Genomic DNA, 18957 nt, shown 5'->3' with positions numbered 1-18957 from the left:
GGGGACAACGGGCGGGTTCTGGGGAAGACGCGGATAGCATCAGCCGTGACAGTTGTCCATGGAAGGGATCCGGCACCGCTCGTGCGTATCGACCTGCACACCCATTCGAACCGCTCGGACGGCACCGACCCGGTGGACGTCCTGATGGCGCACGCCAAGCGGGCCGGCCTGGACGTGATCGCGCTCACGGATCACGACACCGCCGACGGGTGGGCCGACGGCCGTCGCGCCGCGGAGCAACTCGGCCTCGGGTTCGTCCCCGGGCTCGAGATCTCCTGCAAGCTCGACTACATCAGCGTGCACCTGCTCGGGTACCTGCCGGATCCGTCGTACCCGGCGCTGGCCGAGGAGCTGCGGATCGTCCGCGACGGCCGCACCGACCGGATCCCGTCCATCGTCGCCCGGCTGAACGGCCTCGGCGTCACCCTGACCGTGGACGAGGTCCTCGCCCAGGCGACCGGTACGCCGTCGGTCGGCCGGCCGCACGTGGCCGACGCGCTGGTCGCGAACGGGACGGTCGCCAACCGCAGCGAAGCGTTCGACCGGTTCCTGGCCGACGGCAAACCGGGACACGTGTCGCACTACGCGATCGAGCCCGGGCGCGCGATCGACCTGGTCCGCGAGGCCGGCGGAGTCCCGATCATCGCCCACCCCTGGGGCCGGTCCAGCTACAAGGTGATGACCGCGGACACCATCGCCCGCCTGGTCGACGACCACGGGCTGGCCGGGATCGAGGTCGATCACCAGGACCACTCCGAGGAGTCCCGGACGGCGTTGCGCGGTATCGCGCGGGACCTCGACATCATCTACACCGGCTCCAGCGACCACCACGGCGTCGGGAAGATCGACCACGACCTGGGCGTGAACTCCACCGAGCCGGAGCAGTTCGAGCGGCTCCTCGAGGTCGCCAAGGCCAATGCAGCCGCCGCTACCGAGGCTCGGGTGCCCGAGGCCTACCTGCCGTGAACAATGTCATCAACCTGGCGTTGCTCAGCGAGGTGGTGGTCACGCTGTTCGTGATCATGGACCCGCCGGGCACGGTGCCGGTGTTCATCTCGCTGACCGCCGGCCAGTCCCGCGCGGTCCGGAAGAAGGCCGCCTGGCAGGCGGTGCTGGTCGCGTTCGGCGTGATCGTCGTGTTCGCCGCCTTCGGCCAGCAGATCCTGCACCACCTCGGCATCACGCTGCCCGCCCTGCAGTGCGCGGGCGGTCTGCTGCTCCTGCTGATCGCGCTGCAACTGCTGACCGACACGGCGGAGGATCCGGTCCAGACCAAGAACGTGAACATCGCGTTCGTCCCGCTCGGCACGCCGTTGCTCGCCGGGCCGGGCGCAATCGTGGCCACGATGGTGTTCGTGCAGCGCGCGGACGGCGCGTTGCCGGACGTGGTCGCGATCTCGGTCGGCATCGTCCTGATCCACCTGGTGATGTGGCTGACGCTGCGGTTCTCCGGCGTGATCATGCGGATCCTGGGCGAGAACGGTGTGCTCCTGGTCACCCGGATCGCCGGTCTGCTGCTGAGCGCGATCGCCGTACAACTGGTCGCGGACGCGGTCACCGACTTCATCAAGGCGGGCTGACATGAGCGACGACATGCTGCCCGGGATGCCGACGCGGTTGTTCGTCGCGACGCCGACGAAGCTGCTCACCTTCGCCGACTGCAAGCGGAAGTATCGCTACACCTACCTGGAGACGCCGCGTCCGTCGAAGGGCCCGCCGTGGGCGCACAACACGGTCGGCGCGGTCGTCCACGAGGTGCTTGCCGACTTCTTCGGTCGTTGGCCGGCCTCCCGCCGTACTCCGGACGAAGTGGTCGCCAAGATGCGGTCGAGCTGGCGCAGCGAGGGCTTCCGGGACGAGGTGCAGTCGCTCGACTGGCGGGAGCGGTCCACGTCGATGGTGCTGGCGTACCTGCGGGATTCCGATCCGTACTACGAGCCGCGGGGAGTGGAGCGTACGGTCGCCTTCACGACCGAGCGGGCGTCGTTGCGCGGGCGGGTTGACCGGATCGACGAGCGGCCGGCGCGGGACGGGACTGGTGGGACCGAGCTGGCGATCGTCGACTACAAGACCGGGCGTCGGCCGTTGACGACCGATGACGCGCGGTCGTCGCTGGCGTTGGCGGTGTACGTGCTGGGCGCGCGGCGGCTGCTGCACAAGCCGTGCACGCGGGTCGAGCTGCATCACTTGCCGACGAACACGGTTGCTGGTGCTGATCACGACGATGCTTCGCTGGCTCGGCATCAGCGGCGGGCGGAGTCTATTGCCGATGACGCCGCGGCGGCTGAGGCTCGATGGCAGGAGGGTCTGACTCCGGCTCAGGTCGATGAGGCGTTTCCGCCGGAGCCTTCGCCGATGTGCGGGTGGTGCGACTTCGTCCGGATCTGCCCGGAGGGGCGGCGGGTCGCGCCGCCGCGTGAGTCGTGGGCCGGGCTGGACGACAGCGTGCCGGTCGCGATGGAGGACGCTAGCTGATCTTGGCCCGCTTTCGCGTTCGTGCCAGCGCTGTGTGCGTGGGGTGCCAGCGGGTCGGTGGAGGCTGAAGGCAACTGAGAGGGGTTGCCTGATGAGCGCGAAGACTGTGAACAAGCTGCCGGTGCCGGGTGCGACGCTGCACTACGAGGTGACCGGATCCGGGCCGGTGCTGCTGCTGATCGCCGGCGGCGGTTCGGACGCGGGGATCTTCAGCGGAATCGTCGGCCAGCTTTCGGCCGATTACACGGTGGTGGCGTACGACCCGCGCGGCAACTCCAGGAGCCCCTACGTCGGTCAGCCCGCCGGCGAGGCCGTGGTGCAGGCGGCCGAGGACGCGCTGGCCGTGATCGACGCGGTCGCCGGCTACTCACCGGCGTACGTGTTCGGGAGCAGTTCAGGCGCGATCACCGGGCTCGAGCTGATCACCCGCCACCCCGACCGGGTGCGGATGCTGGTCGCGCACGAGCCGCCGTGCGTGGACGTGCTGCCGGACGCGGCCGACGCCGCCGCGTTCTTCCAGGACGTGTACGACACCTACCGGCGAGACGGGCTGGACGCGGCGGACGTGCTGTTCGCGATCGGCACCGGGATGGATCAGGACGAGCTGCCACCGCCGGAGGACCTGCTGCCGGAGTACCAGGAGCTGTTCCGGCGAATGCGCGCCAACGCGGCCGGCTTCTACGAGCACAAACTCCTCCCGTTCACCCGCTACCAGCCCGACCTCGACGCCCTCAAGCAGGTCACGCACAAAATCGTCCCCGCCGCCGGCCACGACTCCGCCGAGTACCTCCCCGGCCGTCCCATCCAGGTCATCGCCGACCACCTCGGCTGGCCCGTAGTGACCTTCCCCGGCCCGCACACCGGCTACGCCACCCACCCAGCCCCCTTCGCCACCCTCCTTTCCCGAGTCCTGGAAGCCGAACTCACCTGAACCCCGGCCGGGCGAGGTCAGAGGGGGCCTCGCCTGGCCGGTCGGCTAATCCAGTTGACTCCCGGCGACGAAGCGGCGTAGCGTCACGATCCTTTCCTTGACAACGGTGTGGGCTGCCATGCCATCACAGTGGTGTCCGAACCCCCGGGTCTTTCCAGATTCGGGGCAGTTCTGCGTGCCGCTGGAGCGATCGGACGCCACCTCGAGTACTGAGAGGAGGTTGCCGTGGGCGTCTACTGGGCGATCGGCGTACGGTCGTTCCGCCGGTTCTCGACGTACCGGATCGCCACCGCGTCCGGCGCGTTCACGAACACCGTGTTCGGGTTCATCCTGTGCGGCGTGTACCTGACGCTCTGGCACGAGCGCCCGGGCCTCGGCGGGTACGACGTGTCGGACGCGCTGACATTCGTGTGGTTGCAGCAGGGACTGCTGATGCCGATCGGGATCTTCGGTGCGACCACCACGGTCGAGCTCGGTGCGCGGGTGCGCAGCGGAGAGATCGCGGTCGACCTGTACCGGCCGACGCACCTGATGCTGTGGTGGCTGTCGGTGGATCTCGGGCGGGCCGTGTTCCAGCTGATCGTGCGCGGTGGTGCGCCGCTGCTCGTCGGCGCGCTGGTGTTCGACCTCAAGTTCCCTTCCGATGCGCTCACCTGGCTGGCGGTCGCGCTCGGCCTGGTCCTCGCCATCCTGGTGAGCTTCGGCATCCGGTACCTGGTCGCACTGTCCGGGTTCTGGATCACCGACTCGCGCGGCATGGAGGCGATGGCGCTGGTGCTGTCGCTGTTCTTCTCCGGCACGATCCTGCCGCTCGTGGTGTTCCCCGGGTGGATCGGCGAGTTCGCCCGGGCGACGCCGTGGGCCGCGACCCTGCAGGTGCCGATCGACATCTGGCTCGGCCGCAACCCCGGCGGGATCGGGTCCGCGCTGCTGTTCCAGTGCGGCTGGTTCCTGGTGCTGCTGCTGATAGGCCAGCTCGTCACGTTGTTCGCGACCCGGAAGGTGGTGATCCAGGGTGGTTGAGCGGCTCCGCCGGGCGCCGGCGCAGTACTGGATGCTCGTGCTGATGTGGATCCGGTCCGCGCTGGCCTACCCGGCGTCGTTCGTGCTGATGCTGTTGAGCACCATGCTGATCACGGTGACGGACTTCGCCGCGATCGTGCTGATGTTCAGCCACATCGACGCGTTCGGCGGGTTCACGCTCGGGGAGATGGCGTTGCTCTACGCAACGGCCTCGATGACGCTCGGGCTGGCCGATCTGGTCACCGGGTCGATCGAGCGGGTCGGCCAGCGGATCCGCTCCGGCTCGCTGGACGTGTACCTGATCCGCCCGGTGCCGGCGTTCATCCAGACCGCCGCGGACGAGTTCGCGCTCCGCCGGATCGGCCGGCCGTTGCAGGCGACCGTGGTCCTGGTCTTCGCCCTGACCAACCTCGACGTCGACCGGACCGTTGCCAAGGGCATCATGCTGCCGTTGTCGATGATCTTCGGATCGGTCATCTTCGCGGCGATCTTCGTGCTCGGTGCGGCCTTTCAGTTCCTCGCGATCGACTCTGCCGAGGTGGCGAGCGCGTTCACGTACGGCGGCCAGACGTTGACGCAGTACCCGTTGAGCGCGTTCGGCAAGGACATCGTGCGGGCCGTCACGTTCGTCGTACCGCTTGCCTTCGTCAACTACTACCCGGTGCTCTTCGTACTGGGCAAACCGGCCCCGTTGGGCCTGCCGTCCTGGATCGGCCTGCTGTCGCCGATGGTCGCCGTCGTGATGGTCGCGCTGGCGTCGTTGGCCTGGCGGGGCGGTCTCCGTCGCTACCGCAGCACAGGGAGTTGAGCCCGTGTCAGTCATCGAGCTGTCGCATGTGTCCCGCGCGTTCACCGTGACGTCGCGCGCCGGGTTGCGCCGTACTCGCCGAGTGGTGAACGCAGTGGACGACCTGTCGTTCACGGTCGAGCCGGGGGAGGTGGTCGGCTACATCGGGCCGAACGGCGCGGGCAAGTCGACCACGATCAAGATGCTCACCGGCATCCTGGTCCCGAGCGGCGGCACGATCCGGGTCGCGGGCGTGGACCCGTCGCGCCACCGGCTCAAGCTGGCCAAGCGGATCGGCGTCGTCTTCGGCCAGCGCACGACCCTGTGGTGGGACCTTCCGCTGAAGGATTCGTTCGCCGTACTGCAGAAGATGTACGACGTCCCGCTCGCCAGGCACCGGGAGAACCTGGAGACCTTCGTCGAACTGCTCGACCTCCAGGATCTGCTCGATGTGCCGGTCCGCCAACTGTCGCTGGGCCAACGGATGCGTGGGGATATCGCGGCGGCGCTGCTGCACGACCCGGAGATCGTCTACCTGGACGAGCCGACGATCGGGCTGGACGTGATCAGCAAGGCCCGGTTGCGCGAGTTCCTTGCCCAGGTCAACGCGGAACGCCGTACCACCGTCATCCTCACCACCCACGACCTCGACGACATCGAGGCGCTGTGCTCCCGCGTCATGGTCATCGACCACGGCCACCAGATCTTCGACGGCACCCTGCCCCACCTCAAAGCCAGTCAGTCAGCCCCCCGCACCCTGGTCGTGGACCTCGCCACCTCCCTCCCGCCCATCACTGTCCCCGGCGCCACCGTCGTCAAGGTCGACGGCCCCCGCCAGCACCTGACCTTCCCCACCACCACCAAAGCCGCCCCCCTCCTCGCCGAAATCGCCGCCAACTACCCCCTCGTAGACCTCACCATCGCCGAACCCACCATCGAATCCGTAATAACCCAGCTCTACACCCAACCCGTCAGGGGTTAACCGGCTCTTGTGACGGATGTGTGGGCGCGGGTTGAACGGGCGCACACCGTTGGGTTGTCGGGTTTGTGAGCGTCGAGGGCGGACCGCCGGGCCATCACAATCGGCTGGCGCCGGCGGTGCCAGGCAGGGTGCCGGGTTGGAGGTGGTGATTGTGATGGCCTGGCGGTCCGCTGCCTCGGGGATCCGTTCGCGGGGTGGCATGGGTGCGGTGCACTCGACCGCCATGCGTGGCGAACTAGGGCACCAAGCTGACCCACACATCAGTCAGAAGAGCCGGTTAACCCCAGCAGCAATGGACAACACGTCCGCAGCCTCGAGCGCCTTGGAATCGGCCCGCCACTGAGCAAGGGCATCCGGGTGATCGGTCTCGTTGAGCATGCCAACCCCGTCGTCAATCAGCCGCCGAGCCTCCGCCGGCCCAATCTCCGTATACGAGAACCAACGCTCCATGTAGCTCGTCTTCTTCCACCAAGTAGCGCCTCATCGGAGGTCCGCGACGACGGTGGCGAACACCTGCTCGGGGACGAATGCCTTGGGGTCGGCCCGCCATTCGGTCAGGTGGTCTGCCATCACGTCAGGGTCGAGTGGGTCGAGGCCGGCCTCGATCAACGCCTTGGCTCTGGACACGGTGATCTGCTCGTACTGAAGCTCCTGCTCAACGAAGAAGTCGCCCCGCAGGCCCTCGTTGCGGTGGAAGTTCCCCGTCTCCGGCACAAAGCCATAGACATCCTCACCAACCACAGCCACCACCCACAGGAGGCGCTCCACGTCTCTCACTACGTACAGACTCATGGGTCTAGGCGAGGTCTGCTGCCATGGAGGCGAAGACGACCTCGGCGTGCATGCCGTCCGGGTCGTCGCGCCACCGCTGGAGTGAGTCGGCAAGCTCCTGCTCGTCAACTGTGCCTATCCCGGAACGGATCAGACGCTCGGCCTCGGCGATGCCGATTTCGGCGTACTCCAGCTCGTTCAGAAAGTAGAAGTCGTGCCGGGCACCCTCGTTCCGGTGGAACTTGCCCGTGTTGACGACGTACGTCCACACGTCCTCATCCACCAACGCAGCCACCCACAGCTCCCGCGCCCCATCCTTCACGAGATACAAGCGCGTCATGTCAGCGGTGGTAGCCAGCGGCTATGGAGAGTACGTCGGTGGGGTCGAGGGGTTTGGGGTCCGACTGCCAGATCGCGAGGTCTTCCGCCTCCTCGACCTCGTCCAAGCGACCGATGCCGTCATCGATCAGCCGCCTGGCCTCAGCCGGCCCGATCTCCTCGTAGCTGAAGTGCCGTTCCATGTAGTAGTCGTTGCGCAAGGCATTGTTGTCATGGAACTTTCCCGTGTTCGCCACGTACCCATACATCGTCTCGTGCGCCAGCGCCGCGACCCACCGCGGATCGTCCTCTTCCTTCACCAGATAGAGCTTCATCGCATCATCCCGTCGTTCTTCGTGATCACTGGCAGGTGCTCCGTCGCTGGTGATGAGTCGGCCGACAATTGCTCGGGGGCATTCGGCCGCTGTCGGGAGTCACTGTAGTTGCAGACCGCCACCGACCGGCCGCCGAGCACGGTCAGGCTCTCGATGCCCCTTGGAGGTGACAGCGTCGCCGACAGATCAACGCATTTCTGCCGCGCGGCGGCGCGCTCCTCCTTCGGGAACTCGCCGCTGCGCTCGATCTCGTACCAAGGAGTGGTCAACTCCTTGACGTTCACAGAATCGGCGGAGTGAAACTGCACCTCGACCCGCTCGATCCCGTCGGCGGCGAGGTAGGCATGAAGCCCCTTGTAGCGGGATCCATCGGTGTAGGACTGCACGGCGTACTTCACCCGCCACCCCTGGTCCGTCAGGCTGTCAATCGCACGGCGTGCGGCCTCGACCAGTTCGTCGGGCGAGGCGGTGAGCGCCGTGTAGCGCAGCACGTCGTCCAGTGGCACCCGCCGCCGCTTCGTCGCGGTGTTCTGGATCTTCCGGGCGAGCGATTCCGGTGACTTGACGCGGCGGGCGAGGTGGTACGGCGATGCAGATGGCGGCAGCGAGGCGAGGAACTGGGCAGTTATCCGGGGCTCGAGGCCGACTGTGTGCTCCAGCAGCCGAAGGCTCCTTCTCGTGGCCTTCGCGCCGTGAAGCCGGGCGATGTCTGCCGCGGACACGACGTTGTCGCCCCAGTCGACAGGGCCGTTGCGGCGGAAGGCTTCGTGGAGGGCGGACGGCTCGGGTGGGCGGTCCGGAGCGGGTGGCATGTGGTCTCCCCAGGTCGATTGGTGCTTTGACCGTAGTGAGTGGGGGAGGGGGTTGTGGGGTGGAAAACGGGATCTGTGGATAAGTCGGGGTGGTTACGGATGGGGTGGGGGTGTGACTTGGGATGGGTGGGGTCGTTGGAAATCGGGTAGGGACCCAACCGGAAGTGGGATTCGGGGGTAGACGAGGTATGCCGACGATGACGGAAGAGCCGGCTGTGGTGGTGGGGCCGCCTTCGGACGGGGCCGGGTTTGCGGAGTGGGTGCGGCCGCACCTGCCAGCGATGGCTCGGTTGGCGGCTCGGCTTGCCGTGGGCGCGGACCGGGACGACATCGTGCAGGAGGCGCTCGCGCGCGCCTGGGCGAAGCGGAGTCAGTACGACGCCAGCCGTGGGACTGCCTCGGCCTGGCTGCTCGCGATCACCGCGGACCAGGCCCGGAAGGCGGCCCGGCGGTTGCGCCCGGCCGCGGAGCTGGACGAGCACGACGGGCCGATGTCGCGACCGGATCTGGACGCCCGGATGGACGTGGACCACGCGCTCACGAGCCTGTCGGCACGGCAGCGCCTCGCGGTGGACTGTTACTACTTCGCCGACCTGTCGATCGCCGACACGGCCGCGGTGATGGGCTGCTCCGAAGGCACCGTCAAGTCCACCTTGTCCGATGCGCGGGCCCGCCTGCGCACCCTGCTGGAGGTCAGCGAATGAACCCGACCGACGAGGTCGACGACCTGCTCACGCGGGCCGGCGCGCGATGGCGCGCGGACCAGCCGTCAGCTCCCGAACCAGACCTGGACCGGATCATGGGCGGTCGCCGCCGCCCTCGCGCCTGGGTCCCGGCCCTGGCGGCCGCCAGCGTCGCCGCGATCGCCGCGGCCGCGCTCACCGTCCTGCCGGGTGGCGAGCAGGAGCCCACGGCCGGACCGCCATCAGTTGCTGAGGGCAACGCGACACCGCAGCTCGCGGAAGCGCCGGCGGATCCGGCGAATGATCAGTTGCTCGTCCGCCCTGGCGACAAGGTCCAGGCCGGCGGCGAGATCATCGCCGCACCCGGCCAGGACCCCGTCTTCTGCCCGTCCCGGCCGACGAACCTTGTGGGATATCCGCCCGGTCAGGAACCAGCCCCGGTCTGTCCGGCGGAGCTCGCTGTGACCCTGAAGAATGTCGACCTCGGCCGGCTCGGCAACGTCAGGACGACCAAGGGAGTACGAACGGGCACCGCGACGCTGACCGGGACCTGGGCCGATCGGTCCATCGAGGTCCAGGAGCAGAAGGCCTTCGTCCCACCGCAGGCCACGCCGTTGCCGACACTGCCGTGCCCGCCGCCGACGGGCGGTTGGGTGGCCAAGCCGAGCAACCTGAACTCACCCGCGGTCCTGGCGTTCCTCGACGCGCACAGCGACCAGATCGCCGACCCGGTCGTCCAGCACCCGAGGGGTCATGGCCGGGGCAAGCCGGTCGTTGTCCAGATCGGCGTTGCCCACGGGGATCTCGCCGCTTTCCAGACCAGCTTCGAGAACGTGTACCACGGCAACCTCTGCGTCTCCCGCGCCCTGCTCAGCCGCGGTGACACCAACAGGATCTACCAGAAACTGACGACTCTGACTGGCCGCAAGGAACTCGGCATGCTCGTGACGACCGCTTCGACCCCGGGTGGTGGCCCGGCGGAGGTCGGGGTCGTGGTCTACACCGAGCAAGTCAAGGCCGCGCTCGCGCCGGTCGGGCTCGAGTTGCTGAAGATCAACCCGGCGGTGAAGCCGCTCCGTTGAGGCGGTGACGTCCCGGGTGGATGGCGTGTGAGCTACCCCTCGAAGCGGTCCCGGTCGTGGAAGAACCGGACCAGGAGCTTCGCGGTCGCGGCCGGTTGCTCGATGGCGGGGGAGTGCAGGGCGTCCGGGATGACCTCGGCCTCGACGCCCAGCCCCTCGGCCATTGCGCGCTGGACCGGAAGCGGCCAGCCGTCGTCGCCCTCGCCGTACAGGACCTGCGCGCGTACGCCGGACTTCGCTAGCTGATCGGTCTTGTCCTGCGCGTCCATCAGCCGCCGGGTGATCTCGGCCAGGCTGACCGGGACGTTGCCGGTGAACCGCTTCCGCAGGAAGGCCGCGATCTCCTCGGGCGGCGCGATGTATCCGGCGGCCAGGCTGTCGTGCTGGAGCTTCAGGTCGTACACCTGCTCGATGGGCAGGTTGTCCAGCCCGTACGCCAGCATCTGCAGGCCCTGCACCTTGGCCTCGTCAGTGAAGGCCGCCGGGCCGGAGCACAGCAGGCTGATCGTCGAGAACACCGACGGATCGGTCAGCACCGCCTCACGGGCGACCAGCCCGCCGAACGAGTGCCCGACCAGCTGGCTGTAGCCGCCGAGCGCCATGCTCATCGCGACCACGTCCGCGCCGAGCTCGGCCAGCGCGTACGCCGAGGGGTCAGCCGGGCCGGCCGTCTCGTACTGACCGCGCTGGTCGACCGCTACCGTGCGCCAGCCGTAGCGGCACAGGTGGTCCACCAGCGGCGTGAAGTCCTCCTTGCTGCCCGTCCACCCCGGCACGAGCAGCACCGTGCCCAGCGGCGTGCCGATGTCCGGCACCGCCATCAGGGTCGCAAAGGACCCCCGGTCGGTCTCGAGGGTCGCAGGGTGAACCCCGTCGGGCAACGTCAGCGAACGCGGCGTACTCACAAGTAAAGAGGGTATCCGCTCAGTCCGTCCGAACCAGTGTGGCCGTGGCCACGCCGAGCAGAATCACGATGGCCGCACTGACGACGACCGCCAGCTGTACGCCGTTCGTGTACGCGTCACGCGCGAGCGACAGCAACTGCTCGGCGGCCGGACCAGGCAGGCGATCCGCAGCCGCAACCGCACCACTCAGCGTGTCGCGCGCAGCGTCCGGCGCGTCCGCCGGGACTCCGGCCCGGTAGACGGCCGTGACCAGGCTGCCTGCGATGGCGATCCCGAGCGCCATGCCGAGCTCAGTGCCCGTCTCGCCCATCCCGGACGCAACACCGGCCCGCTCGGGCGGCGCACTGCTCACGATGACGTCGTACGTGAGGGCCAGCACCACCTGGATGCCCAGGCTGGCGACGGCCAGGCCGAGCACCACCGGTAAGCGGTCCGTCAGAGCCATCAAAGCCAGCCCTGGTACGGCGGCCGCGAAGCCGAGCGTCATCGCCGTACCGGCCCGCAGGTGACGCACGACCCACGGCGCACCGAGCGTGCCGGCGATCCCGGTCACCATCATCGGCAGCATCCACAGCCCGGCCTCGAGCGGCGACATGCCGAGCACGAGCTGGAAGTACTGAACCGTCAGGAACTGCATCGCCGCCAGCACGTACAACCCGAACGTCTGCGCCCCGAGCGACGCGCCGAACGCGGCCCGCCGGAACAGCCGCAGATCGATCAGCGGCTCGGTGAGCTCCAACTGCCGCCGCGCGAACACCCATCCCAGGAGTACGCCGGCCACGGCGATCCCCAGGTTGCTCAGGTGGAACCCGTCCTTCGCGGTCTCCTTGATCGCGTACACGACCGGGAGGATCGCGCCCGTCAGCAGCGCGACGCTGGCCAGATCGATCCGCCCGGCGTGCACGTGGCGGAACTCCGGCAGCAGGATCGGCGCGGTCACGAGCAGCACGATCAGCGGCGGCACGCCGATCAGGAACACCGACCCCCACCAGAAGTGGTCGAGCAGGATGCCGCCGACGAGCGGACCGGCCATCCCGCCGATCATGAAGTTGGTCATCCAGATCGCGATCGCCAGCCGCCGCTGACCGGGGTCGCGGAACATGTTGCTGAGCAGGGACAACGTCGACGGCATCAGCGTCGCACCGGCCAGGCCGAGCAGCGCGCGGGCCGCGATCAGCAGCTCAGCGCTGGTCGCAAACGCGGCCAAGACCGACGCGGCCAGGAATCCGGCGGCGCCGAACATCAGCAGCCGGCGACGGCCGATCCGGTCGCCGACCGTCCCCATGGTTACGAGCAGGCCGGCCACCACGAACCCGTACACGTCGATGATCCAGAGCAGCTGGGAGGAGCTGGGCGCCAGGTCGGCGCTGAGCGCCGGGGCCGCGAGGTGCAGCACCGTGCCGTCCATGCCGATCAGGATGGTGGGCAGCGCCAGTACGGCGAGCCCCAGCCACTCCCGCCGCCCGGCCTTGACCTCTGTGGTCGCTGTCATCTGGTCCATGCCAACCGATGGTGGGAGTTAAAGCAGGGTTGAGGTCAACCCCCGGGGTGCGGTCCGGCGTTCCGGAGTGCGGCACAATGGCCGGGTGCCTCGCACCATGGTGGTAGCCAACCAGAAAGGCGGCGTGGCCAAGACGACCACCGTCGCGACGCTCGGCGCTGCCCTGGCCGAGCGTGGTCAACGGGTGCTTCTGGTCGACCTGGACCCGCAGGCCTGCCTGACGTTCTCGATAGGTATCGATCCCGAGGACCTGGACAAGTCGATCCACCACGTGCTGCTCGGCGGCGTGAAGGCGCGCGAGGTGCTGGTCGAGTTCGACGAAGGTCCGGATCTGCTGCCGGCCACGATCGAGCTCGCGACCGCCGAGGTGCAGCTGGCCCGCGAGAGCGGCCCGGAGCAGGTGCTGCGGACCGCGTTGCGCCCGCTGCGAGCGTCGTACGACTGGATCATCGTCGACTGCCCGCCGACGCTCGGCCTGCTGACGGTGAACGGGCTGTCGGCGGCGTCCGACGTACTGATCCCCTTGCAGTGCGAGACGTTGGCACATCGTGGCGTAGGGCAACTACTTGACACGATCCACGACGTACAGCGGCTGACCAACCCGAGCCTCAACGTTCTCGGCGTGCTGCCGACCCTGTACGACGGCCGGACGACGCACGCCCGCGCGGTGCTCGAGACGATCGCCGACACGTACTCGCTGGATGTGCTGGAGCCGGCGATCCCGAAGTCGATCCGGTTCGCGGAGGCGCCGGCGATCGGCGAGACGGTGCTGACCACGTCGCCGGCCTCGCCCGGTGCGAAGGCCTACCGGGCGCTGGCCGGCGCGTTGCTCTGACCTACGGCCCGCTGACGGACGGCCCGCTGTCCGGCGCCGGCTGCCGCCGGACCCGGTTCCGGAACTTCCACAGCGGTACGGCGATCAGCGCGATCAGCACCAGGAACGGCAGAAGTGCGCCAAGTGCCGTCGCCAGGAAGGCGAACGCCGCGGCGAACGCGTCCCAACCGCCCTTCAGCCCGGCCACGAAGCCACGATCCGGGTCGGTCGGCACCGGCGGCTCGCCCTTGGCCGTCAGGGTGAGCGCGAGCGTGGCGAGCTCGGTCTGCAGGGCGAGGTTCTTCTGCTTGGCCAGCAGGGACTCGAGGTCGGCCTCGCGCCGGGTCAGCTCGGTCTCCACGGAGACGATCTCGCCGATCGTGTTGGCCTTGGTGAGCAGGGTGCGCATCCGCTCCAGGCTGGCGCGCTGGGAGGCGATCCGGCTCTCCACGTCGACCACCTGCTCGGTGACGTCGCTCGACTCCTGGTGGATCTGCATCCGCTTGCCGAGCTCGGACAGCCGCTGGATCGCGGTCTCGTACGACGCGGTCGGCACCTTCAGGACCAGGTTCGCCCGGGTGATCTTGCCGTCGTCGTCGCTGCCGGTGTCCTCGGAGGCGACCTGGCCCTTGAGCCCCGAGATCACCGTGATCGCCTGCTGCCGCTGGGCGTCGACGTCCTCGGCCTCGATCGTCAGCGACCCGGTCTTGATGATCGCCCGGGTCAGCGTCGGCTGAGCTGCCGCCTTGTCCTGCCCCTGTGGTGCAGTGCCTGACGCGTTGCCGTTGGCCGACTCGTTGGAGCCGGTGTCCTGCCGGTCAGCGGGTGCAGCAGTTCCGGCCTCGCTGTTGCCGCTCTCGCCGGAGCACCCTGCCAGCAGCACCATCCCCAGCAATGCCACCCCGGCCGCGGCAGTCTTGATCCGCCTCATCACCCATGCCCCTCTCTCGTGGTTACCGCTAGGACGGCCACCGAGGGGCAGGGTGTTGCAGGCTCAGATCACCGTTCAGCCACGGTCGGGCGACGGGCAGGTCACTCCGGAGCGGTGAAGGTCGGCAGGGTCGGGCTGGTCCCAGGGGCGGGCAGCTCAGCGGCGGGTGCCTCAGCAGCCGGCGCGTCGGCAGCGGGTGCCTCAGCAGTCGGTGCTTCGGTAGTCGGGGCCTCGGCCTTGGCGGCCGCGGTCTTGCGAGTGCGGCTCCGGGTGCGCTTGACCGGCTTCTCGGCCGGCTCGTCCGCAACCACCTCGGCGGCAGCCTCGGCCACGACCTCGTCGGCAACCTCAGACACGACCTCGTCGGCAACCTCGGCCGGCGCCTCCGCGGTCTTCCGGGTCCGGGTGCGCTTGCGGGGCTTGCGCTCGCGCGGCGCCTCGGCGGCCTCGGTCGACGACTCCTCGGTCGGCGGCACCTGGGTCTTGGCGGTGACGTCGGCCTCGGACTTCTCGTCGCCCTCGACCGGCTGCCCCGAGCGAGTGCGCTTCCGCGTCCGGGTGCGCTTGCGCGCCGCCGCCCGCTCGCCGCTCTCCTCGGTACGGCGCCGCGGCTTGTCCTCCCGCGGCTCGCGAGCCTCGCGAGCCTGTCGGATCCGGCCCTTGGCCTCGTGCGGGATGCCCAGGTCGTGGTAGAGCTCCGGCGACGTCGAGTAGATCTCCTGCGGCTCGTCGTACGGCAGGTCGAGCGCCTTGTTGATCGTCTTCCACCGGGTCACGTCCGGCCAGTCGACGAAGGTGATCGCGATCCCGCTCGCCCCGGCCCGGCCGGTCCGGCCGATCCGGTGGATGTAGGTCTTCTCGTCCTCGGGGCAGGTGTTGTTGATGACGTGGGTGACACCCTCGACGTCGATCCCGCGGGCGGCGACGTCGGTGCAGACCAGGACGTCGATCTTGTCGCCGCGGAACCGGGTCAGCGCCCGCTCCCGGGCCTGCTGGTTCAGGTCGCCGTGGATCGCGGCCGCCTTGAAGCCGCGGTCCTGCAGGTCGTCGGTCAGCCGGGACGCCTCGCGCTTGGTCTTGCAGAAGATCATCACCCGGCCGCGGTCCTCGGCCTGCAGGATCCGGGCCACCACCTCGGGCTTGTCCAGGTCGTGCGCGCGGTAGACGAACTGGGCCGTGGTCGGCACCATCTGGGTGTCCTCGTGCGACTCCGCCCGGATGTTCAGCGGGTGCCGCATGTGGGTGCGCGCCAGGCCGATCACGGCCGACGGCATCGTTGCCGAGAACAACATCGTCTGGCGCAGCTCGGGAGTCTTGCGCAGGATGCGTTCGACGTCGGGCAGGAAGCCGAGGTCGAGCATCTCGTCGGCCTCGTCCAGCACCAGCACCTTGATGTGGCTCAGGTCGAGCACACCGCGGTTCGCCAGGTCCAGCAGGCGGCCCGGGGTGCCGACGACCACGTCGACACCGGTCTTGAGCGCGTCCAGCTGTGGCTCGTACGCGACCCCGCCGTACACGGTCAGCACCCGGACGGTCCGGACGGTGGATGCGGTGGTCAGGTCCTTGGCGACCTGGATGGTCAGCTCGCGGGTCGGGGTGACGACCAGCGCCTGCGGCTTGCCGGGCGCGGCGAGTTCCTCGTAGTCGGCCTCACCGGGGGAGATGGTGCGCTGCAGCAGCGGGATGCCGAAGCCGAGCGTCTTACCGGTCCCGGTCCGGGCCTGGCCGATCAGGTCGGTGCCCATCAGGGCGACAGGGAGCGTCATTTCCTGGATCGGAAACGGCTCCACGATGTTGACGCGGTCGAGCGCGTCACAGATCTCGGGCAGCACCCCGAGCTCTCGGAAGGTGGTCAGGCTGATCGCCTCTCACATGCTTGTGCGGACAGTTGCATCAGTGGCCGGGCGCCTGGGGCTCTGCAGCCCCGTCGTGAGGCGCGGGGACACTGTGCAAGCACCTCGCACCAGCTTGCCCATCTGGGCGCGTCACCGGCGAATCGCCCACCAGTGTAACTGCTGAAGCTGTCAACGCCGCTTCGTGTGGTTTGCGCCACTCGCGGCGGTGGACAGATAAGGTGCCGGGCATGGAGCAGACGGCCTTTGATGATCCCGCCTACCGGGCCGCGGCGGTGGATCTGCTGGGAGTGCTCGCGTACGGCGAGCTGATCGCCTTCGAGCGGATGGCCGAGGACGCCAAGCTGGCGCCGACGCTGAACGACAAGGCGGAGCTCGCCGCGCTGGCGACGACCGAGTTCGGCCACTTCCAGCGGCTGCGGGACCGGCTGGTCGCGCTCGGGGTGGACCCGATGGAGGCGATGCGGCCGTTCGTCACCCCGCTGGACGCGTTCCACGACCACACCGCCCCGTCGGACTGGCTCGAGGGCCTGGTCAAGGCGTACGTCGGAGACGGCCTCGCGAACGACTTCTACCGCGAGATCGCTTCGTTCGTGGACGCGGAGACCCGGTCCCTGGTGCTCGAGGTGTTCGCCGACTCCGGGCAGGCCGAGTTCGTGGTGGACCGGGTCCGGGCCGCGATCGAAGAGGACCCGAAGCTCGGTGGCCGGCTGGCGCTGTGGGGACGCCGCCTGGTCGGCGAGGCCCTCAGTCAGGCGCAGCGGATCGCCGCCGACCGCGACTCGCTGGCCGCGCTGCTGGCCGGCAGCGTCGACCGCCCAGGGCTGGACCTGGCCGCGATCGGCCGGATGTTCACCCGCCTCACCGAAGCCCACACCGCCCGAATGACCGCCCTGGGCCTCCAGGCCTGAGCACGGCAACGGCCGCCTGCCCTTGAAGGGCGGCGGCCGTTGGGAGAGTGCGTCAGGCGGCTGATGGTTTGCTGTTGCGGGCGGAGATGACCGCGATCACGATCGCGGCGCAGACGATCTGGATCAGGTACTGGATCCAGTCCGGGCCGCTGGTGTCCTTGACGCCGAGGAAGTAGGCGATCAGGCCACCCAGGAAGGCGCCGATGCCGCCGCCCAGGATGGTCCAGCCGAGGCTGATGTTCTGCTTGCCGGGGAGCACCAAGCGGGCCAGCGGCCCGAAGATGATGCCCGCGATGAGGCTGACGATGATCATCCAGACCCAGTACACGGTTCCTCCTTGAGGGATGGCTGACCTGCGCCCTGTCCGGTGCCCCGTGACCAAACCAGACCACCGCAACGCAGGTCTACCGCCATCGTGCCCATTGCACGGCACTCCGCAACCGGGACACGCGCGACTGTGTCCGGACCGGGATCAGATCGCGCCGAAGCCGACCTTGCGGATCGACACCTCACCGATCTCGACGTACGCGAGCCGGTCGGCGGGCACGATCACCCGGCGGCCCTTGTCGTCGGTCAGCTGCAACAGGCCGGACTTGCCGCTGAGCGCGTCGGCGACGGCCTGCTGCACCTCGTCCGGGCTCTGCTCGCTCTCCAGCACCAATTCACGATTGGCGTGCTGCACGCCGATCTTGACCTCCACGAAACCCTCCGGGCACGTTCCGACCGGCGGCTCTCGCCGGTGACTGTTCGAGCCTATCCGCTGCACGCCGCCAGCTCTCACCCGTCCGCCGAGAGCAGAACGGGTACGGCGGCCGAGCGGTCAGCCTTCGGTGCGCGGGAAACCGCCGATACCGCGCCAGGCCAGGGACGCGACCAGGTTGGCGGCGTTGTCCTGGGTCAGCGACGGGGTGTCCGCGGCCAGCCAGTAACGGGCGCTCACCTGGGCCATGCCGACCAGGCTGACGGCCAGCACCATCGACTGCTCCCGGTTCAGGCCGGCGTCCGCGCTGATCACCTCGGACACCGCCTCGGCGCAGGTGTGGGTGACCCGGTCGACCCGCTCCCGCACGGCCGGCTCGTTGGTCAGGTCCGACTCGAACACCAGCCGGAAGGCGCCCTGCGCGTTCGCCACGTACTCGTAGAACGCGTGCATGGTGGCCGCGACCCGCTGCTTGTTGTCGTCGGTCGACTTCAGCGCGTCCCGGACCGAGGCGACGATCGCGTCGCAGGACGTGTCCAGCAGCGCCAGGTACAGCTCCAGCTTGCCGGGGAAGTGCTGGTAGAGCACCGGCTTGGAGACGCCGGCGCGGTCTGCGATGTCGTCCATCGCGGCGGCGTGGTAGCCGTTGGCGACGAAGACTTCCTGGGCGGCCTCGAGCAGCTGCGCACGGCGGGCCAGCCGCGGCAGGCGGCTACCGCGCTTCGGCGCGGTCTCGGGTGTCGTCGACACGTCGGCTCCTTCGGTGGTGCGGCACCGGCGGCTCGGGCTCGACCGCCGGGTCGTTCCCCGAATCCTACCCAGCAGTCCTTCCGGCCAGTAGCTTCCCCGCCGATGGGGGTTCCATCGTGGTACTGCGCGTCCTTCCGGCGTACTGATCCACGCTCAGCGGTAGTCGTCCTCGTCCTCGTCGCCGATCTCCCGGCGCTGCTCGTCCACATCGGCCGGGTCGGCCTCGATCGGCGCCCCGGACTCTCCGGAGTGGTCGTCCACCACGGTTGAGCTCTGGCGTTGCTCCAGCACGTCGGCCTCGGGCGCGTCATCGGGGACGCTGTCGAAGCCGGGACCCTCGTAGTCGGTCTCGCTGGTCATGCGACTCAGTCTCCTCTCGGTGGAACGGCGGTC

The 18957-nt window shown here is 68.9% G+C and carries 24 protein-coding genes; 11 read left to right on the top strand and 13 right to left on the bottom strand.

What is annotated here, in order from left to right; translation table 11 throughout:
* Positions 1-81 precede the first annotated feature (81 nt).
* The 7 genes from AB0H36_RS16810 (at position 82) to AB0H36_RS16780 (ending at position 6198) form a co-directional block, all read left to right on the top strand.
* Complete coding sequence (locus tag AB0H36_RS16810) at positions 82-966, top strand: PHP domain-containing protein (protein ID WP_360523153.1); 885 nt, start codon at positions 82-84, stop codon at positions 964-966.
* Positions 963-1580 carry a MarC family protein gene (locus AB0H36_RS16805; protein WP_360523150.1) on the top strand — a complete coding sequence of 206 codons (618 nt, stop codon included), beginning with the start codon at positions 963-965 and terminating at the stop codon, positions 1578-1580. The genes AB0H36_RS16810 and AB0H36_RS16805 overlap by 4 nt, the downstream gene beginning before the upstream one ends.
* Position 1581: 1 nt before the next feature.
* The gene (locus tag AB0H36_RS16800; protein ID WP_360523147.1) at positions 1582-2475 is read left to right on the top strand and encodes a PD-(D/E)XK nuclease family protein; all 894 of its coding nucleotides are present in this window, start codon (positions 1582-1584) and stop codon (positions 2473-2475) included.
* Between the two features lie 91 nt (positions 2476-2566).
* Entirely contained in the window at positions 2567-3406 is an 840-nt protein-coding gene (locus AB0H36_RS16795; protein WP_360523144.1) for an alpha/beta hydrolase, read from the top strand.
* Positions 3407-3631: 225 nt separating this feature from the next.
* Positions 3632-4429, top strand: a complete 798-nt coding sequence (locus AB0H36_RS16790; protein WP_360523141.1) for an ABC-2 family transporter protein — start codon at positions 3632-3634, stop codon at positions 4427-4429.
* Positions 4422-5237, top strand: coding sequence for an ABC transporter permease (locus tag AB0H36_RS16785; RefSeq protein ID WP_360523138.1), 816 nt, complete (start codon positions 4422-4424; stop codon positions 5235-5237). The genes AB0H36_RS16790 and AB0H36_RS16785 overlap by 8 nt, the downstream gene beginning before the upstream one ends.
* 4 nt (positions 5238-5241) lie before the next feature.
* Positions 5242-6198, top strand: a complete 957-nt coding sequence (locus AB0H36_RS16780) for an ATP-binding cassette domain-containing protein (RefSeq protein WP_360523135.1) — start codon at positions 5242-5244, stop codon at positions 6196-6198.
* Positions 6199-6462: 264 nt separating this feature from the next.
* Here the strand turns inward: AB0H36_RS16780 and AB0H36_RS16775 are convergent, their stop codons facing one another.
* Genes AB0H36_RS16775 through AB0H36_RS16755 form a run of 5 tightly spaced genes read right to left on the bottom strand, consistent with a single transcriptional unit; the run spans position 6463 to position 8434 of the window.
* Positions 6463-6648 carry a hypothetical protein gene (locus AB0H36_RS16775; protein WP_360523132.1) on the bottom strand — a complete coding sequence of 62 codons (186 nt, stop codon included), beginning with the start codon at positions 6646-6648 and terminating at the stop codon, positions 6463-6465.
* A gap of 30 nt (positions 6649-6678) precedes the next feature.
* Positions 6679-6990, bottom strand: coding sequence for a hypothetical protein (locus AB0H36_RS16770; protein ID WP_360523129.1), 312 nt, complete (start codon positions 6988-6990; stop codon positions 6679-6681).
* Between the two features lie 4 nt (positions 6991-6994).
* Positions 6995-7309, bottom strand: a complete 315-nt coding sequence (locus tag AB0H36_RS16765) for a hypothetical protein (protein ID WP_360523126.1) — start codon at positions 7307-7309, stop codon at positions 6995-6997.
* 1 nt (position 7310) lies between these two features.
* Positions 7311-7622, bottom strand: a complete 312-nt coding sequence (locus AB0H36_RS16760; RefSeq protein ID WP_360523123.1) for a hypothetical protein — start codon at positions 7620-7622, stop codon at positions 7311-7313.
* Positions 7619-8434: a hypothetical protein gene (locus AB0H36_RS16755; protein WP_360523120.1), complete on the bottom strand. Its 816-nt coding sequence runs from the start codon at positions 8432-8434 to the stop codon at positions 7619-7621. Before AB0H36_RS16755 ends, AB0H36_RS16760 begins: the two co-directional genes overlap by 4 nt.
* A gap of 197 nt (positions 8435-8631) precedes the next feature.
* Here AB0H36_RS16755 and AB0H36_RS16750 point away from each other — a divergent pair, with 197 nt between their 5' ends.
* The gene (locus tag AB0H36_RS16750) at positions 8632-9138 is read left to right on the top strand and encodes an RNA polymerase sigma factor (RefSeq protein WP_360523117.1); all 507 of its coding nucleotides are present in this window, start codon (positions 8632-8634) and stop codon (positions 9136-9138) included.
* The gene (locus AB0H36_RS16745) at positions 9135-10199 is read left to right on the top strand and encodes a hypothetical protein (RefSeq protein WP_360523114.1); all 1065 of its coding nucleotides are present in this window, start codon (positions 9135-9137) and stop codon (positions 10197-10199) included. Before AB0H36_RS16750 ends, AB0H36_RS16745 begins: the two co-directional genes overlap by 4 nt.
* 32 nt (positions 10200-10231) lie before the next feature.
* Here the strand turns inward: AB0H36_RS16745 and AB0H36_RS16740 are convergent, their stop codons facing one another.
* Entirely contained in the window at positions 10232-11104 is an 873-nt protein-coding gene (locus tag AB0H36_RS16740; protein ID WP_360523111.1) for an alpha/beta hydrolase, read from the bottom strand.
* Between the two features lie 19 nt (positions 11105-11123).
* On the bottom strand, positions 11124-12605 hold the full coding sequence (locus AB0H36_RS16735) for an MFS transporter (RefSeq protein ID WP_360523108.1): 1482 nt from the start codon (positions 12603-12605) through the stop codon (positions 11124-11126).
* An 85-nt stretch (positions 12606-12690) separates the two neighbouring features.
* Here AB0H36_RS16735 and AB0H36_RS16730 point away from each other — a divergent pair, with 85 nt between their 5' ends.
* Entirely contained in the window at positions 12691-13440 is a 750-nt protein-coding gene (locus tag AB0H36_RS16730) for an AAA family ATPase (protein WP_360523105.1), read from the top strand.
* Between the two features lies 1 nt (position 13441).
* On the opposite strand, the gene AB0H36_RS16725 is transcribed toward AB0H36_RS16730, so the two are convergent.
* Both AB0H36_RS16725 and AB0H36_RS16720 read right to left on the bottom strand, forming a co-directional pair.
* Positions 13442-14350: a DUF4349 domain-containing protein gene (locus AB0H36_RS16725; RefSeq protein WP_360523102.1), complete on the bottom strand. Its 909-nt coding sequence runs from the start codon at positions 14348-14350 to the stop codon at positions 13442-13444.
* Between the two features lie 101 nt (positions 14351-14451).
* Positions 14452-16116, bottom strand: coding sequence for a DEAD/DEAH box helicase (locus AB0H36_RS16720; protein WP_360523099.1), 1665 nt, complete (start codon positions 16114-16116; stop codon positions 14452-14454).
* 317 nt (positions 16117-16433) lie between these two features.
* Between AB0H36_RS16720 and AB0H36_RS16715 the strand changes: the two genes are divergently transcribed.
* Entirely contained in the window at positions 16434-17114 is a 681-nt protein-coding gene (locus AB0H36_RS16715) for a ferritin-like fold-containing protein (RefSeq protein ID WP_360523096.1), read from the top strand.
* Positions 17115-17166: 52 nt separating this feature from the next.
* On the opposite strand, the gene AB0H36_RS16710 is transcribed toward AB0H36_RS16715, so the two are convergent.
* The 4 genes from AB0H36_RS16710 to AB0H36_RS16695 form a co-directional block, all read right to left on the bottom strand.
* Positions 17167-17442, bottom strand: coding sequence for a GlsB/YeaQ/YmgE family stress response membrane protein (locus tag AB0H36_RS16710; RefSeq protein ID WP_360523093.1), 276 nt, complete (start codon positions 17440-17442; stop codon positions 17167-17169).
* 144 nt (positions 17443-17586) lie between these two features.
* Positions 17587-17814: a DUF3107 domain-containing protein gene (locus AB0H36_RS16705; RefSeq protein ID WP_132326680.1), complete on the bottom strand. Its 228-nt coding sequence runs from the start codon at positions 17812-17814 to the stop codon at positions 17587-17589.
* Positions 17815-17934: 120 nt separating this feature from the next.
* Complete coding sequence (locus tag AB0H36_RS16700; protein ID WP_360523089.1) at positions 17935-18564, bottom strand: TetR/AcrR family transcriptional regulator; 630 nt, start codon at positions 18562-18564, stop codon at positions 17935-17937.
* 153 nt (positions 18565-18717) lie between these two features.
* Positions 18718-18924: a hypothetical protein gene (locus AB0H36_RS16695; RefSeq protein WP_360523086.1), complete on the bottom strand. Its 207-nt coding sequence runs from the start codon at positions 18922-18924 to the stop codon at positions 18718-18720.
* Positions 18925-18957: the final 33 nt, after the last annotated feature.

The organism is Kribbella sp. NPDC050820, from assembly GCF_040653975.1.
Lineage (GTDB): Bacteria > Actinomycetota > Actinomycetes > Propionibacteriales > Kribbellaceae > Kribbella.
Note: the sequence above shows the minus strand (reverse complement) of the source record. Positions and strands in the feature narration are given on the sequence as shown.

Excerpts from the sequence above, each read along its gene's own strand:
- AB0H36_RS16770 (WP_360523129.1), bottom strand. The coding sequence starts at position 6,990 with ATGAGTCTGTACGTAGTGAGAGACGTGGAGCGCCTCCTGTGGGTGGTG.
- AB0H36_RS16745 (WP_360523114.1), top strand. The coding sequence starts at position 9,135 with ATGAACCCGACCGACGAGGTCGACGACCTGCTCACGCGGGCCGGCGCG.
- AB0H36_RS16695 (WP_360523086.1), bottom strand. The coding sequence starts at position 18,924 with ATGACCAGCGAGACCGACTACGAGGGTCCCGGCTTCGACAGCGTCCCC.
- AB0H36_RS16755 (WP_360523120.1), bottom strand. The coding sequence starts at position 8,434 with ATGCCACCCGCTCCGGACCGCCCACCCGAGCCGTCCGCCCTCCACGAA.
- AB0H36_RS16735 (WP_360523108.1), bottom strand. The coding sequence starts at position 12,605 with ATGGACCAGATGACAGCGACCACAGAGGTCAAGGCCGGGCGGCGGGAG.
- AB0H36_RS16795 (WP_360523144.1), top strand. The coding sequence starts at position 2,567 with ATGAGCGCGAAGACTGTGAACAAGCTGCCGGTGCCGGGTGCGACGCTG.
- AB0H36_RS16750 (WP_360523117.1), top strand. The coding sequence starts at position 8,632 with ATGACGGAAGAGCCGGCTGTGGTGGTGGGGCCGCCTTCGGACGGGGCC.
- AB0H36_RS16715 (WP_360523096.1), top strand. The coding sequence starts at position 16,434 with ATGGAGCAGACGGCCTTTGATGATCCCGCCTACCGGGCCGCGGCGGTG.
- AB0H36_RS16725 (WP_360523102.1), bottom strand. The coding sequence starts at position 14,350 with ATGAGGCGGATCAAGACTGCCGCGGCCGGGGTGGCATTGCTGGGGATG.
- AB0H36_RS16775 (WP_360523132.1), bottom strand. The coding sequence starts at position 6,648 with ATGGAGCGTTGGTTCTCGTATACGGAGATTGGGCCGGCGGAGGCTCGG.
- AB0H36_RS16760 (WP_360523123.1), bottom strand. The coding sequence starts at position 7,622 with ATGAAGCTCTATCTGGTGAAGGAAGAGGACGATCCGCGGTGGGTCGCG.
- AB0H36_RS16765 (WP_360523126.1), bottom strand. The coding sequence starts at position 7,309 with ATGACGCGCTTGTATCTCGTGAAGGATGGGGCGCGGGAGCTGTGGGTG.
- AB0H36_RS16800 (WP_360523147.1), top strand. The coding sequence starts at position 1,582 with ATGAGCGACGACATGCTGCCCGGGATGCCGACGCGGTTGTTCGTCGCG.
- AB0H36_RS16720 (WP_360523099.1), bottom strand. The coding sequence starts at position 16,116 with ATGACGCTCCCTGTCGCCCTGATGGGCACCGACCTGATCGGCCAGGCC.